Genomic DNA, 14,025 nt, shown 5'->3' with positions numbered 1-14,025 from the left:
GCGGCGTGTAGTCAAAGAATTTGGGCCAGAAACTTTCGGGTGCGTTCTTCTTTAGGGTGCTGAAAGAAGTCGATCGGGCTTGCCGTCTCAACTAATAAGCCTTCATCCATCAGAATGATGCGATCGGCAACTTCTCGCGCAAACCCAACTTCGTGAGTGACCACAATCATCGTCATGCCCGATTCAGCCAGCGATCGCATTACGTCCAACACTTCGCGCACCATTTCAGGGTCTAGTGCGGAAGTGGGTTCGTCAAACAGCATAATTTTAGGCTGCATGGCGAGAGCACGAGCGATCGCGACTCGCTGCTGTTGCCCACCCGATAGCTGACCCGGATATTTCTGTGCTTGTTCAAGAATGCCGACTCGCTCCAAGAGTTGTAAAGCCACCTCTTCAGCCTTTGCCTTGCTCCATTTACGCACCCAAGTCGGGGCAAGAGTGACGTTTTGCAGCACCGTCAAATGAGGAAATAAATTAAACTGCTGAAACACCATGCCCACTTCTTGACGAATCTTGTCAATGTTTCGCAGGTCATCAGATAGCTCAGTGCCGTCGATTACGATTCGTCCTTGCTGATAGTCTTCTAGCGCGTTAAAGGTGCGAATAAACGTGGATTTGCCAGAGCCAGAAGGCCCCATAATCACCACAACTTCGCCTTGATCAACTGTCAAACTCACGCCGCGCAAAACCTGAAATTTGCCGTACCACTTATGAACATTTTCAGCAATCAGCATTGACATATCAGATTAAGGAGAAAAGAATTCGGCGATCGAGCGTTCATTCTCAGAATAACTTTTGAGTGATTGTTTTGATCAGCGCGACTGAATCGGCGATCGCACCAAATACGCCCCCTTGCATCTTTACCATTTTTAAGGCAGCCAGATGATTGTCATAGTCGGTTGCGCCTGTGCAGTCAGACAGCAAGAGACATTCATAGCCGCGATCGTTGGCATCGCGCATCGTTGTATGGACACAAACATCGGTTGTAATGCCCGTCAGCACAATGTTTTGAATGCCTTTACGCTTGAGCAACAAATCGAGATCCGTGGCATAAAACGAGCCTTTTCCAGGCTTATCGATCACGGCTTCTCCCGGCAATGGGGCCAGATCAGGAATAATCTCCCAACCCGGTTCACCCCGAACTAAAATCTTGCCGCACGGGCCCAAATCGCCAATGCCAGCGCCGATTTGCTGACTGCGCCACTGTTTGTTTTCGGGCAGATCAGACAAGTCGGGTCGGTGTCCCTCGCGGGTGTGCATGATGTGAAAGCCTTTGGCACGAGCTACTGAGAGCAGATGTTTGATTGGCTCGATCGGGGCCCGTGTCAGCGATAGGTCATAGCCCATGCGATCGACATACCCCCCGATTCCACAGAAATCGGTCTGCATGTCGATCACCAAAATCACCGTATTGTCGGGTCGCAAATCCCCATTGAAGGGATAGGGGTAGGGTTCAGCCTCTACATAACATCCCATAAACCACATCCTATAACTGGACTTTGCTCACTAAGGGGGCTGTTTCATAAGAACGGGTAGGTTCAGAAAAACCGCATGACGTGCCGTCTGTGTGAACTACCTGATCTTCCCAAGGCAAGCGATAACTGCCTTCTACCATATCTTGCATATAGGTGTAGGGGCAATCTTGGGCACCGCCTTTGACCGCGACATAGCCGCGATGCCCAAATTGATAGATATTATTTTCTACACCCCAAACGCGACGGGCTTCTTGCACCAGTTTTGGGCGCACCTCTCCGGTAATGATTTCGTCGGGGCGACCTGTGCCTGTGACTAGAGGAGTGCCGTCAAAATTAACGATCGTGCCTTCACCCATTGAGTCAAAGGTGCCATCACTGCCACACATGCAAACCGAAGCCGTATAAATCAGATTGCAGAAAGCGTTTGCCTGATTGGTGATATTCCAAGCGTGACGAATCGGTGCCGTGTAGCCCGCCGTGCGAATCATGATATCGGCTCCCTTATAAGCGCATTCTCTCGCCATTTCAGGAAACATGCCGTCGTGACAAATAATCAGCGCCAACGTGCTGCCATTGGGGCCTTCGCAGACAGGAATGCCCAGATTTCCGGGTTCCCACGGCTCTACAGGCACCCAGGGATGCAGCTTGCGATAGTAGAGCTTGATTTCTCCTTGATCGTCGATGATGATTCCACTGTTATAGGGATTGCCGTAGGGGTTGTGTTCCATAATCGAGAAACAACCCCAAATTTGGTTGTCTCGACAGGCGGCTTTAAACGCTGCGACTTCGGCACCTTCTAACCGACACATGATCGACGGATTGGTATCCATCGATAACCCGTGTAGAGAATATTCTGGAAACACGACCAGATCCATTGAGGGCAGATTGCGTCGAGCTTTGGCAACCAGGCTGCAAATGCGCTGTGTCTGCATTGCCAGATCGTCTGGCGTTACCACAGTCGGCAACTGTAGCTGCACCAGCCCTAAGACGACTCCATCTGACGATTTATTCAGTCCACCTAACCCGCTCATATGAGATCTCCGTATGCTTGCAATTTGATTTGCCCACACTAAAGGATCTACAGAATTGAGAGCGTTAATGGAGTGTGATTCAATACTTTTGGGTGTGAGGAGGTGAGCGATCGGCGAAACCGCATCACAGCGACTCAGCATCGGTCTATTTAATCAAACCTAGACGCTTTAGCTCTGCATTGATTTTTGCTTCCATTTCGGAGCGGGTTGACGGGTCAATCATTTGTCGTTGAAAGCTGTTGAACTCTTCCTGACTGAGCTTGTATTCCTTGTAGACGATCTCCCGTCTCTGAGCAGCAAACCCGGCACAGATCTCTCTAACCCGATCGCGCACATTGGCTTGAACCTGATCAACATTGCTGCAAACATTACTAGGCGCATTTCCGCCTGTTAGTTTCTTAACCTCTTCGTCGAGAGGTCTACGGGTGATTTCTAGCTTGTAGGCAGCTCTGACATAACGAGTGAAGGTCGGCTCTTGAGACTGAGCATAAGCGGCAGAATCAAACAGACGAGCGGTCTGACCCGATAGATTTGGAGCCAACCCCAAGAGAACACCCAGAGCAGAGAGGGTGCCCAATGTCAGCGATCGAGCCAGCATTTTGTTTAAGCGAGACGGTAAATGAGAGGCGCTGTTCATCATAGATAGTGTGACACTCCGAAAACTAGCACACGAGGGCGCTTTAATAATCATGAATTATTTTATGGGCAAGAAGTTCCACAAAATCGCGAGGTTTTAACTTTAATTGCTACAGGACTTTAAATCAGAGTGACTCAGGTCTTGAAGATTTGACAAAGCTCGATCGCTTTGGTCTGTAAGGTTGAAATTTCCTCTGCTCCGCGTTTCAGGCTAAATTCTAATTCAAGCAGTAATGGTAGCGTCTGTTGCAGTTGAGTCACCGAAATTTTGGCGAGTTCTTTTTGCAGAAAGTAAAGCTTTTTAGGATTGTTAAGTTCGGCGGCTTGAGCGATCGTGCGATCGTCTCGCTCTCCTGACTCCAGCATGACTTTAATCCACAAACGCTGCCGAAACTGCCCGATCAGCGTCGCCAAAATTTTGAGGGCAGGTTCGTTTTGACGCAGCAGTTCTGTGACTAGTTCCAACGCGCGATCGGTCTTGCCTTCGAGAATTGCTGCCACTAGCTGCAAGCTGTTTTGAGTGCTAGCGGTGATCAGAGGCGCGATCTCGTCCACGGTTAAAGGCTTTTTTGACTCGCCGCCCAAGAGTCGAATCTTTTCTAGATCACTATAGAGTTGCCGCGTGTTGTTGCCGATCGCTTCCGCTAAAAATTCGGCACTGTCTGCGTTCAGCTTGACTTCTAGTTCTCTAGCCACTTGCTGCACTTGCTTGATCAATAAATCGGTCTTCCAAGGCGGAATCGGTGAAAACTCTTGAATCGAGGCATATTTTTGCAGCAGTTTTGTAGATTTTAGCCGTCCGTCAGGTTTGCTCGAACTGGTCAACAGCAGCGTCGTCGTCTTGAGAATGGCGGGCAGCGTTCGTTCTAGCTCTGCCAGCAAGCTTTCTGAGCAGCGTTGAGCCAGGGTTGTTTCGACTAGCCACACAAAGCGATCGCCCGCTCCAAACGGCGGAGTCATGGCCTGGTTGAGTCCTTGAATCACCGCGTCAGGCTGGTCAGGCGAAATCTTGTCCACGTTAAAGCTCTCCCAGGTGGGGTCAAGCGTCTTTTCCTGTAACGTTTTGACGGCTTGGGCGATCGCGAAACTATCTTCTCCCCAATAAACGTAAATTGCCATACACCAGTTTTAGACGTGAGACTTTAGACTTTAGACTGAACAGCGTCCAGCGTCTAGCGGTTGAAGTCTTAAAGATTTTTTAAGACGATCCCCGGTTCGTAGGGTTGAGGAGAACTGCTGGAATCTCCCTAGAGCAAAGCGGCACTTTGCCGTTAGATTAAGGGTGGACTTTTAAACTGTCGATTTACAGCGCGAGGCGATCGAGATTGGACGAAAACTATCAGACCTACCTCAATCGGGTGATGCGGATGACGCTCCCAGACACCTACAGGTCGCAGGTGCAGCACATTCAAGAGTCGCCCAAGTTTCAACATCATCCAGATCACGGGTGGCAGACGACCGAGTTTCCGGGTTATAGCGTGGTGACTCCGTGTGGAGCAGCCGACCACGAAAATGCGGCTCTCTACGATCGTCTGACCACTTTTCAAGCGCAGTTGGTGCAGCAATTAGGCGAAAATCTGCTGCTTCCGGTGCCGCCAAAAAGCTTTCACATGACGTTGGCAGATTTGATTTGGGATAGTGCTTATCGTCATGCTAGCGAAAATCCTGACTTTGAAACTCAGTTGCGCGATCGCATGGCCATCAGCTTTAAACAGAGTCAACCGCTCTCTCAAAACAAACCACTTCGCTTTCAAGCCTTGGGGTTGATGGTGATGCCTCGTGCGATCGCGCTGTGTCTCGCTCCTACCGATGAGGAATCTTATGAGCGAGCGCTGAAACTGCGACGAGCGATTTACCAAAACCCGGAGGTGATCGCGATCGGCATTGAGCAGCAGTATTACTTTACGCCGCATATTACGCTGGGCTATTTTGGTGATGTTTCGGCAGCAGCAAACCCCGATCGTCGGGGTCAAACCTTAGATGAACTGAATCAGCAGTGGGTAGACGGTCAACCTCAAGCATTTTGCGTCTATCGGGCAGAGCTTCACAAGTTTGACAATATGGCTCACTATTATCGCGAGTCAGACTGGGCGACTTTTAAGTTTTGAGTTGTGATATCTCCTCAAGATACAAGGGGGCAGAAGCCGCTGAGAACAAAGCGAAAAAGCTCGTCGTAACGTGTTTTTAAAGCACGGGTCGGGGCTAGAAGGAACGATCGCAGAAGATTTTTTGAAATCATCCTGATTTATCCCCTCCACCCAGAATAGAGGAATGGTAGATGCACCCTGATTATTCACCCCGGCTTCACGGCTGGGGTTTTTTGTTTTTAAAGCTCAACGCATTGCGCCCATTGTGTTCTTCCAGGATAATTCTTTGCAAAGGACGATCAGGGCGCGTTCTTCGGCATCTCTAAAAAGCTTTGACTCGATCAATTCTTGCAAGACTTGGTGCGTCAGTTGAGTCGAAAACGTGCCGCCACAGTGCAGGAGGTGACTGTAGTAGCAAAATTGCGATCGTCGCTCTTGGTTGAGATGAAACTGATGAATCTCTGCGGGAGTCATCGTAGCCACGGGCGTATTCACAGGCACGACGACTCGCGGAATTCCTTGCACTCCATAGAATTCGCCATTGTGTTGATCAAGGCAACCTACGAGAACTGTCCAGAGTAATGTGCGCGTTTCGTTGATTAGATCGGGTGTGAAAAGCGGATCGGGTTCGCTCGACAGGCGAGGCCCCATATTCATAAACATCGGGTTGAGCAGTTGAGAATTATAGACAATGCCGATCGCCCAATGACGTTCTTCGGTTTCGAGCTTGACGAAGGTGCCAAACCCATAATCATCGGCTTTAGGAGCATCGATAAAATCCATCTCGTCATCCAACTGCACCACATAATCACAGTGGGAATTTGATTTGACTACTTTACCCAATCGCATAGTGATTCCTCTCGCACTCACTGGAATTGTACAGTGGTGAGAGTTTTTGTACTATAAATCTCATCGTTGCTGCGTCATTCATCCCTGACGAGGCGACTCGAACCCCGTAACTTGTGCGGTAGAATCTAGACTTAAGCTTTTGTATCAGTCACAACAAAACGCCATGAGTAAAGGGACGCTGTTCGATAAAGTTTGGGATGCACACACAGTCGGAACTTTGCCTTCGGGTCAGACTCAGCTTTTTATTGGGCTACACCTGATTCACGAAGTCACCAGCCCTCAAGCGTTTGCGATGTTGATAGAACGCGGACTCAGCGTATCTTTTCCAGAACGGACGATCGCCACAGTTGATCACATCGTTCCGACTGAAGATCAAACGCGCCCCTATGCTGACTCACTCGCAGAAGAGATGATGCAAGCGTTAGAAAAAAACTGCCAGGAGAACGGCATCACCTTCTATAACGTTGGGTCAGGCAGTCAAGGAATTGTGCATGTGATTGCCCCCGAACAGGGATTGACCCAGCCCGGAATGACGATCGCTTGCGGTGATAGCCACACGTCAACTCATGGGGCATTTGGCGCGATCGCGTTTGGCATCGGCACCAGTCAAGTTCGAGATGTGCTTGCCTCGCAAACGCTGTCACTCTCAAAGCTGAAAGTCCGTAAAATCGAGGTCAATGGGGCGCTGAAACCTGGAGTTTATGCCAAAGATGTGATTTTGCATATCATTCGCAAACTGGGCGTGAAGGGCGGTGTTGGCTACGCTCATGAGTTTGCAGGAACAACCTTCGAGCAGATGAACATGGAAGAACGGATGACCGTTTGCAATATGGCGATCGAGGGCGGTGCGCGCTGTGGATATGTGAACCCCGATCAGGTCACTTACGATTATCTTCGGGGGCGTGATTTTGCGCCTAAAGGCGATGATTGGGACAAAGCGATCGCGTGGTGGAACAATATTCGTAGCGATGCCGATGCCATTTATGATGATGTGATCGTTTTTGATGCGGCTGACATTGCTCCAACCGTTACCTGGGGTATTACTCCCGGTCAAGGTATTGCCGTAGATGAATCAGTTCCCACGCAGGATGGCATCGCCGAAGACGAGAGAGCGAGCGCCGAAGAAGCTTATCGCTATATGGATCTGGCTCCGGGTCAACCGATTCAAGGCACTAAAGTTGATGTCTGTTTTGTCGGCAGTTGCACCAATGGCAGAATCAGCGATTTGCGAGAAGCCGCGAAGTTTGCCAAAGGGCGACATGTTGCAAACGGTGTAAAAGCTTTTATTGTCCCCGGTTCAGAACGGGTGAAAAAACAGGCAGAAGCCGAAGGGTTACACGATATCTTTTTAACCGCAGGCTTTGAATGGCGAGAGGCCGGGTGTTCGATGTGTTTGGCGATGAACCCCGATAAACTGCAAGGTCGGCAACTCAGCGCCTCTTCGTCAAATCGCAACTTTAAAGGTCGTCAAGGCTCGTCGTCGGGACGGACTTTGTTGATGAGTCCGGCGATGGTGGTGGCGGCGGCGGTGACGGGTCAAGTGACCGACGTGCGCGAGTTGATCTAAACCTGGCGATTTGGGTGGAGGCGTAAAAGCGCGGAGGGCAACCATAGGAGATTTCCCCTACCCAAATCCTCTCTCCATTCAGCAATATCCAATCAGATTAGCGATCGCAGAGTCATGAAAGATGACGCGATCGCTGATTTTGTATTCATTATAGTCAATCAATTTAGGCCCGATATTGCGCTCTCATCTTCCTTTAAGCAAAGCCTTATCAAATCCACCCTTTCAGGTCAGCAAGATCTCAGATAAGTAGCCTTTAATCATAGTCAGGAATAGAACGACCCACTGACATTTTAAGGAGATTGAATCATGCGATTTTATAAACTTGCAACGGGCTTTATGTTAGCGATCGCTGCGACTGTAACGACACAATCCGCCGCTTTTTCTGCACAGGCATTCAACAATCCCACTCATCCGACGCTCGAAGAAGTTGCTGCACAAACTTCTAACACCACCCCCAACTCATCGCAGATGGTTTCATGCGCGTCACGATTTGACGATTCTAGTTTGACGAGCGAGGAGGTTGCTGCCATTCAATCTCCGAGAGTCTGTGACGTTAATATGCAAGCTGCAATCCCGGCTACTCAGGTTCAGAATTAGACTGAATTTAACCCGATCGCAAATCGACAAACCAAACCAGTGATCTGCAATTTGAGGCGTTGCGCGAGTAAGCAGCTTGTTAACTCAAACAACGCCATTAGCTCTATGACACTGAACAATGTTGTGATCTCCGTTTAGCATTGCAGATTTTGAATTAATAGCCCGGTTGTCTTCCCCATTCTTCTGCCAGCAAACTGAAGAGTAGCTGGTCATACAACACACCATCCAGTAATTGGTGCTGACGCAGACATCCATCTTGCTGGAATTCTAAAGATTTGAGTAGGGCGATCGAGGCTTGATTAAATGCCCCCGTATCGGCCATGACCTTATTTAACCCAACGACTTTAAACAAATAATTGAGCAGTAGCCACAAGCCTTCTTTTGTATAGCCTCGTTGTCGATAGTCTGCACCAGTGAAGTAACCTACTCCTGCCGATCGGTTTTTAGGGTTGAGGTTATACAAGCTAATCTCTCCGATAAACTGATTATCTGTCATGCGGCGAACTGCAAATATAGAGGGGATTTTCTCGTTAAACCGTCGCTGTCGTTCTTCTAAAGTAATGTGCTGGATTGCTTTAGAAGTTATAGAGGAGATATCAACTTGGCTTTTCCACCTATCTATAAACTCTAGATCGTCTGCTTGGAGTGGAGTTAGGCGTACACGAGAGCCATCTGGAATTGTCCACTTGAAATAGTTGAGCTTTTCTGGATCGAGCATATAGACTTACCCCTCACCAGCAATTTTACGCTAACTGAAGCTGGAACACCAACAAGTGAGCTTCGGTTATGTGCCTTTATCTAGTGTACGAGTTTGTTTAACTGCGATCGCTGAAATAGCGGAACTGATCAAGGTTGAGAGAGAAGGTGATGTTGAGTTTCCTTGCGTCAATTCAACCTACAAGATCGGCGATCGCACTATCGATGAGATGTCTAAAGCGGTAAAAGCCGGAATTGAGACAATTGCTCATAATAAGGGAGTATCTACAGCCAGCAGACATAATCTAGAGAGCATAGTTAGGTGGATAGAGGATTATGATTCCAGTCAATGAAGCTCAACAGCAGTTGCAAGATTTGATCGATTCGGTGAGCCTGTCCCATCAACCCATTGTGATTGTGGGACAGAGTAGCAATGCAGTGCTGTTGTCTGAAGCTGATTGGGCATCGGTGCAAGAAACACTATATCTCCTTTCAATTCCAGGGATGCGGGAATCGATTCGGGAAGGACTCGCAACACCGACCCAGGAATATAATCGGGAGTTGGAGTGGTGAGTTGGGAGTTGGTCTACACTAAACAGTCCGAGAGGCGAGAGTTTACCCGCGTCAATGTCCTGCTGAATCTGGGACCACGCTTCTCGATAGGTGATCCACGATCGCCCTCGCGTTAAGCCCACCACCTGGATCACTCCTTCATCCCCGTTTGGGTAATGAGGCGATGAGTAGCCAAGAAAGCGATGTCCTTCACCATCTACATCGAAGCTGTCCCACAACCGATCTCGGATAAATTCAAACAAACCATCATTGCGAGAATTAGGAGAAGTTGTCTGTTCTGGCGGCAACAGGTGGGAAGCATAATAATCCATCACGGTGTAGACCTGCCACCACACAACCCCGCGTTAGCGTGCGTGATCGGTGCCCAATTTTCGTCTACAACTCTGCCGATCCCAAGTTCGCCCAAAGGGCCAGGCAACGAATCAAACAGCTTGTTCCACAAAAAACCGAGTGAGATGACGGGCAGGTCGGCATCCCAATGATTGGTAAAAGCGAACCCTCTTCCGTTTGCGTGAAAGTTTGGGACACTGCGGCGGGCAGTACGGCGCAAGCGAATCTCAAGTTTCGCTTCATGTCCCTGTCCGCCTGAGTGCGTAATTTCCCAGTTTTCCGGTGCCCAGATGTGAAAAGTGTTGCCGTATTGAGATTCAATCAATGGGCTGTCCCAATGAATATAAAGTTCGCCGCTATTGGGAGCAACGATGTTGTAACGGACTCTACCTTCTGTACCCGTAATCGGCTCATTGAATGGACAATGTTTCCTTCGCCTTGAAAGCCCTTTCGTTCCCCTGGTTGAATGACTGACGGCGGAGTCCAATCGGGGGTATAGTCGCCATGCACAATTTCGTCACTAGAAAAGGTCAGCGTCGCATCCGATTCATTACGGATGAACACTTTCATTCTGATACGGCTCATCGGTTTTTCCTCTAGCGTGTTCGTCACGCCCCAAGCCGTAGTGTGGCTAGAAAGCTATTTTTCAAAACCCACTTGTTCCCTTCAACTTCCAGACCATTTGTGGTCGTGGGTCAAGCATCAAGTCACTGGTTTCACTAAAAACCCAGACCTGCCAAAGGCGTGTTTGCCGTTGCGAATCGAACAGGCTGGCAAGCAATTGGTAATTCGTTTAGTTGTCGAACAGCCTAGAGTGCAATACCTGCTTCTGCTGGAAGAACAGACTCTACCCTTGTTGAATTCGCTAGAACTACTGGGCTTGAGTCAGCGAGAAACTGAAGTTCTCTTTTGTGTGATGCAAGGCAGAGATAACAAAGCGATCGCACTCCAACTCAGTGTTCACAAAAGCACAGTCCGAAAGCACCTGGAAAGTATTTATTGCAAATTGGGAGTACAAAGTCGCACGGAAGCGATCGCACAAGCATTGGAAAAACTAGGATTTTTACATTCTTTGCCACTTAGCTGATGGTTCAATTGCAAAGCAATTTGCTTCAATGCTTCGAGATCAATAGGGGCGATCGCTCACAACTGTACGAATTAGCCAAAATCCTTCGCTGTGCTAACGCCAACATTGTAGGGAACTCTACGATCGTTCATCTTCCTGATTCAAACGTCCGAATTCGTTAAGTGTCAGGGTGATGTTAAATACAGCCGTAGTAATATTTGGAACGTTGAGGAAGCTAAATGTCTGTCAAAAAGTTGATTCTGCCTGCTGTGGCGGTGACTGCTCTTGCAGGAGGCGTGGCAGGATACTTTTATTTCAATGGGGCACCAGGAGATAGTGCAACGCCTTTAGGAATCGCCAAAGTGATTCCTGATCAAGCTTATATGGCAGCCTTCATCTCCACAGACGAAAAAAATTGGGCAAAGCTCAAGCAGTTTGGCACCCCAGAGGCTCAACAGGCAGTCGATAAAAGCGTTAAAGAATTCCAGCAAAAAGTGCTGACTGAATCTAACGTCGATGTAGACAAAGATCTAAAGCCCTGGATGGGCAATGTGATGGTGGCGATGATGCCTAGCACCAATGCTAAAGAGCCAAATGTGCTGATGGCGATCGCTATCAAAGACAAGGTAAGCGCCCTTAGCTTTGCCAACAAGCTTAAGAGCGACGCAAAAGTAAAAAGCACTGAGACCGACTATAAAGGGGTCAAAATCAGTGAAGTCGTGAGCGAAAAAAGTAAAAAGCCTAGTTACGCGGCAGTGCTAAAAGATTCTTATCTCGTGCTGTCGTCTGACAAAAAAGCAATTGAACAGTCGATCGAGACGCTTCAAGGTAGTCCCTCTTTTGCGACCAAGCCAGAAGCCGCACCGCTACTATCTCAAAGCGATGGAGAAGCCGTGGTTGCCCGCTTTTATCTGCCCGACTATGCCGGGATGGTGCAAGCCATGAGCGGCAGTTCTAGCGCGCCGCTGAACGCATCGACTTTAGAGCAGCTAAAGCGAGTCAAATCGATGGTCGGCAACGTCAGCATTGATGAGGTTGGGCTGCGTCTTAAAGGAGCGGTGAAGGTTGACCCACAGACGGCGATCGAGTTTAAGCCTTCTCCTGGCAAAGTGGTGGCTCAGTTCCCAACCGACACTTTCGCGCTCGTATCTGGCGCTAACCTGAGTTCTTATTGGAGCCAAGTTGTAACCCAATCCAAGGACAGCCCAGAGGCGAAACAGGTCATTGAGGCGATGCGAAGTGGCAGCCAAACGATCGGTCTTAACCTCGATAACGATATCTTTGGCTGGATGAATGGCGAGTTTGCGATCGGCATGATGCCACTCAATCAAGGCATGTTGGCACAGCTTGGATTTGGTGGAGCAATGGTGTTTAATACAAGCGATCGTAAAACCGCCGAAGCCACGTTAAGCAAGCTGGATACGATCGGGAAGAGTCAATCTCTGGCGATCGCTCAACGTGATGTCAACGGCAAAAAAGTCACCGAATGGCAAACGCCCCAAGGCGCTCTTTTGGGTCATGGCTGGCTAGATGACAACACCGTGTTTATTGCAATGGGTGATCAACTGGTGACTACGATGTCTAGTCAACCTAATCCTTCTTTAGAAACCAGCGATAGTTTCAAAGCGGTGACGGCTTCTCTGCCTAAGCAAAACATTGGTTACTTCTACATGGATATGGAAAAAACCATGACTTTGGTGAACAAAGTAACGCCCGTTTCTCAAAAGTCAGCCATGCAGCCAGAGACGACTGCAATTCTGAATTCGATTAAGGGTGTTGGTGGCACGACTACCCAGACCGATAAAACGACGAGCCAATTTGAGGCGGTGTTAGCACTTAAACCTGCAAAGTAGTCGCAATCATTCTGACCAAGGGTGTATTGGTCTTGGGCTAATGCACCCTTGGCTTTTGAACAGTTGCGATCGTCAGGATCAATGGCAAGAATTTTTTTATCCGCAGGTCTTGTCTCCACCTCCTGGCGATCGCTTACCCGTCTAAATATTACGTGAATTCGATGAAGCTTTTCGCTGCGGTTGCAAATCCGGGCTGCCCCCTAAATCCCCCAAAACTGGGGGACTTCAGTCCCAGAATTTAAGTTCAAAGTCCCCCAAACTGGGGGATTTAGGGGGCTGAAGCGCTGAAGAACGCAGCGAAAGAACTCATCGAACTGACATTAATGTTGGGTCAAAATCTCATAACCGCTAGCAGTGACGACTAACGTATGTTCACACTGGGCCGAGAGTTTACGGTCTTTTGTGAGCGCCGTCCACTTATCTTTCATCACCTCAACTTCCCAGGTGCCTTCGTTGATCATTGGCTCGATCGTAAACACCATCCCCGGACGCAGCTTTTTGCCAGTTCCTCGTTTGCCATAATGGGGCACTTGAGGGGCAGTGTGAAAAATATTGCTGATGCCGTGCCCTACAAAATCTCGAACTACCGAAAACCCCTGAGACTCTGCATATTCTTGAATAGCTGCGCCAATATCGCCGATTCTAGCGCCTGGCTTTACCTGCTCAATGCCTAATTGACGACATCGATCGGTCACTTCAACTAAGCGCTTTGCCAGGGGTGACGGAGTGCCGACAAAATACATTTTAGAGGTGTCGCCGTGATAGCCTTCGACAATTAGCGTTACGTCAATATTAATAATGTCGCCGTCTTTAAGAATTTGTCTAGCGTTAGGAATGCCGTGACAGACGACCTCGTTGACGCTCGTGCAAATCGACTTAGGAAACCCGTGATAGCCCAAAGGAGCGCTTTTTGCCCCATGAGCCTGAGTCCAGCGTTCGGCTTCGTCATTGAGCTTGAGTGTGCTAACTCCTGGGCGAACGAGGGGTTCTAGGTAGTCTAGTAACTCTGCTGCCAAGCGTCCGGCTCGGCGCATTTTTTCGATTTCACGGCTAGAGAGGAGGGTGATGACTTCTTGTTCCATATGGGTCTATTGTAGCTATCAAACAATAGATCGCTTTGTGACAAAAAGCTTAATTTTATACAAATAGTTTGGCGTTGCTGAATATGAGTCTAATCTGTCAAGGCTGGAACGTCTCTTGTCTCCTAGACACCCCAGTTCTGGGAAACTTTGAGATTCCGGTTCTCCCTAAAATTAGGGCAGGGA

15 protein-coding genes are annotated in these 14,025 nt (G+C 48.8%); 6 read left to right on the top strand and 9 right to left on the bottom strand.

Features of this window, described 5'->3' with window-relative positions:
• Window positions 1-11: 11 nt before the first annotated feature.
• From C7B65_RS05630 to holA, 5 genes are all read right to left on the bottom strand, one after another.
• The gene (locus C7B65_RS05630) at window positions 12-740 is read right to left on the bottom strand and encodes an amino acid ABC transporter ATP-binding protein (RefSeq protein WP_073070606.1); all 729 of its coding nucleotides are present in this window, start codon (window positions 738-740) and stop codon (window positions 12-14) included.
• A 43-nt stretch (window positions 741-783) separates the two neighbouring features.
• The gene (gene biuH, locus C7B65_RS05625) at window positions 784-1,476 is read right to left on the bottom strand and encodes a biuret amidohydrolase (RefSeq protein ID WP_073070690.1); all 693 of its coding nucleotides are present in this window, start codon (window positions 1,474-1,476) and stop codon (window positions 784-786) included.
• Between the two features lie 10 nt (window positions 1,477-1,486).
• Window positions 1,487-2,647 (bottom strand): formamidase, encoded by a 1,161-nt coding sequence (locus C7B65_RS05620; RefSeq protein WP_244913171.1) that lies wholly within the window; start codon window positions 2,645-2,647, stop codon window positions 1,487-1,489.
• Between the two features lie 4 nt (window positions 2,648-2,651).
• Window positions 2,652-3,146, bottom strand: coding sequence for a DUF4168 domain-containing protein (locus C7B65_RS05615; RefSeq protein WP_181314337.1), 495 nt, complete (start codon window positions 3,144-3,146; stop codon window positions 2,652-2,654).
• Window positions 3,147-3,277: 131 nt separating this feature from the next.
• A complete protein-coding gene (gene holA / locus C7B65_RS05610; RefSeq protein ID WP_073070604.1) occupies window positions 3,278-4,261 on the bottom strand; it encodes a DNA polymerase III subunit delta in 984 nt (327 codons plus the stop codon).
• Between the two features lie 206 nt (window positions 4,262-4,467).
• On the opposite strand from holA, the gene C7B65_RS05605 reads away from it, so the two are divergent.
• A complete protein-coding gene (locus tag C7B65_RS05605) occupies window positions 4,468-5,250 on the top strand; it encodes a DUF1868 domain-containing protein (RefSeq protein WP_073070603.1) in 783 nt (260 codons plus the stop codon).
• Window positions 5,251-5,475: 225 nt separating this feature from the next.
• On the opposite strand, the gene C7B65_RS05600 is transcribed toward C7B65_RS05605, so the two are convergent.
• Entirely contained in the window at window positions 5,476-6,078 is a 603-nt protein-coding gene (locus C7B65_RS05600; protein WP_073070602.1) for a DUF8166 family protein, read from the bottom strand.
• A gap of 163 nt (window positions 6,079-6,241) precedes the next feature.
• On the opposite strand from C7B65_RS05600, the gene leuC reads away from it, so the two are divergent.
• Window positions 6,242-7,645, top strand: coding sequence for a 3-isopropylmalate dehydratase large subunit (leuC, locus tag C7B65_RS05595; RefSeq protein WP_073070601.1), 1,404 nt, complete (start codon window positions 6,242-6,244; stop codon window positions 7,643-7,645).
• Window positions 7,646-7,951: 306 nt separating this feature from the next.
• Window positions 7,952-8,242 (top strand): hypothetical protein, encoded by a 291-nt coding sequence (locus tag C7B65_RS05590; RefSeq protein WP_073070600.1) that lies wholly within the window; start codon window positions 7,952-7,954, stop codon window positions 8,240-8,242.
• A gap of 154 nt (window positions 8,243-8,396) precedes the next feature.
• Here C7B65_RS05590 and C7B65_RS05585 read toward each other — a convergent pair whose 3' ends face one another.
• A complete protein-coding gene (locus C7B65_RS05585; RefSeq protein ID WP_073070599.1) occupies window positions 8,397-8,960 on the bottom strand; it encodes a GNAT family N-acetyltransferase in 564 nt (187 codons plus the stop codon).
• Window positions 8,961-9,274: 314 nt separating this feature from the next.
• Here C7B65_RS05585 and C7B65_RS05575 point away from each other — a divergent pair, with 314 nt between their 5' ends.
• A complete protein-coding gene (locus C7B65_RS05575; protein WP_073070597.1) occupies window positions 9,275-9,511 on the top strand; it encodes a type II toxin-antitoxin system Phd/YefM family antitoxin in 237 nt (78 codons plus the stop codon).
• A 310-nt stretch (window positions 9,512-9,821) separates the two neighbouring features.
• Here C7B65_RS05575 and C7B65_RS05570 read toward each other — a convergent pair whose 3' ends face one another.
• Entirely contained in the window at window positions 9,822-10,166 is a 345-nt protein-coding gene (locus tag C7B65_RS05570; RefSeq protein WP_073070596.1) for a hypothetical protein, read from the bottom strand.
• A 231-nt stretch (window positions 10,167-10,397) separates the two neighbouring features.
• Between C7B65_RS05570 and C7B65_RS05560 the strand changes: the two genes are divergently transcribed.
• Window positions 10,398-10,928 carry a response regulator transcription factor gene (locus C7B65_RS05560; RefSeq protein WP_083582787.1) on the top strand — a complete coding sequence of 177 codons (531 nt, stop codon included), beginning with the start codon at window positions 10,398-10,400 and terminating at the stop codon, window positions 10,926-10,928.
• Window positions 10,929-11,146: 218 nt separating this feature from the next.
• Window positions 11,147-12,760 (top strand): DUF3352 domain-containing protein, encoded by a 1,614-nt coding sequence (locus C7B65_RS05555; protein ID WP_073070593.1) that lies wholly within the window; start codon window positions 11,147-11,149, stop codon window positions 12,758-12,760.
• A gap of 320 nt (window positions 12,761-13,080) precedes the next feature.
• On the opposite strand, the gene map is transcribed toward C7B65_RS05555, so the two are convergent.
• Entirely contained in the window at window positions 13,081-13,842 is a 762-nt protein-coding gene (gene map, locus C7B65_RS05550) for a type I methionyl aminopeptidase (RefSeq protein WP_073070592.1), read from the bottom strand.
• Between the last annotated feature and the right edge of the window lie 183 nt (window positions 13,843-14,025).

Source organism: Phormidesmis priestleyi ULC007 (assembly GCF_003003695.1).
In the GTDB taxonomy this organism is placed as follows: Bacteria; Cyanobacteriota; Cyanobacteriia; order Leptolyngbyales; family Leptolyngbyaceae; genus Phormidesmis_A; species Phormidesmis_A priestleyi_A.
The sequence above is the reverse complement of the archived record's forward strand: the minus strand, read 5'-3'. Positions and strand labels throughout refer to the sequence as shown.

What these genes read in the sequence shown, in the direction of transcription:
- C7B65_RS05630 (WP_073070606.1), bottom strand. Translation starts at nt 740, where the DNA reads ATGTCAATGCTGATTGCTGAAAATGTTCATAAGTGGTACGGCAAATTT.
- C7B65_RS05615 (WP_181314337.1), bottom strand. Translation starts at nt 3,146, where the DNA reads ATGATGAACAGCGCCTCTCATTTACCGTCTCGCTTAAACAAAATGCTG.
- holA (WP_073070604.1), bottom strand. Translation starts at nt 4,261, where the DNA reads ATGGCAATTTACGTTTATTGGGGAGAAGATAGTTTCGCGATCGCCCAA.
- C7B65_RS05555 (WP_073070593.1), top strand. Translation starts at nt 11,147, where the DNA reads ATGTCTGTCAAAAAGTTGATTCTGCCTGCTGTGGCGGTGACTGCTCTT.
- biuH (WP_073070690.1), bottom strand. Translation starts at nt 1,476, where the DNA reads ATGGGATGTTATGTAGAGGCTGAACCCTACCCCTATCCCTTCAATGGG.
- C7B65_RS05560 (WP_083582787.1), top strand. Translation starts at nt 10,398, where the DNA reads ATGAACACTTTCATTCTGATACGGCTCATCGGTTTTTCCTCTAGCGTG.
- C7B65_RS05585 (WP_073070599.1), bottom strand. Translation starts at nt 8,960, where the DNA reads ATGCTCGATCCAGAAAAGCTCAACTATTTCAAGTGGACAATTCCAGAT.
- C7B65_RS05590 (WP_073070600.1), top strand. Translation starts at nt 7,952, where the DNA reads ATGCGATTTTATAAACTTGCAACGGGCTTTATGTTAGCGATCGCTGCG.
- map (WP_073070592.1), bottom strand. Translation starts at nt 13,842, where the DNA reads ATGGAACAAGAAGTCATCACCCTCCTCTCTAGCCGTGAAATCGAAAAA.
- leuC (WP_073070601.1), top strand. Translation starts at nt 6,242, where the DNA reads ATGAGTAAAGGGACGCTGTTCGATAAAGTTTGGGATGCACACACAGTC.
- C7B65_RS05575 (WP_073070597.1), top strand. Translation starts at nt 9,275, where the DNA reads ATGATTCCAGTCAATGAAGCTCAACAGCAGTTGCAAGATTTGATCGAT.
- C7B65_RS05620 (WP_244913171.1), bottom strand. Translation starts at nt 2,647, where the DNA reads ATGCTGAGTCGCTGTGATGCGGTTTCGCCGATCGCTCACCTCCTCACA.
- C7B65_RS05600 (WP_073070602.1), bottom strand. Translation starts at nt 6,078, where the DNA reads ATGCGATTGGGTAAAGTAGTCAAATCAAATTCCCACTGTGATTATGTG.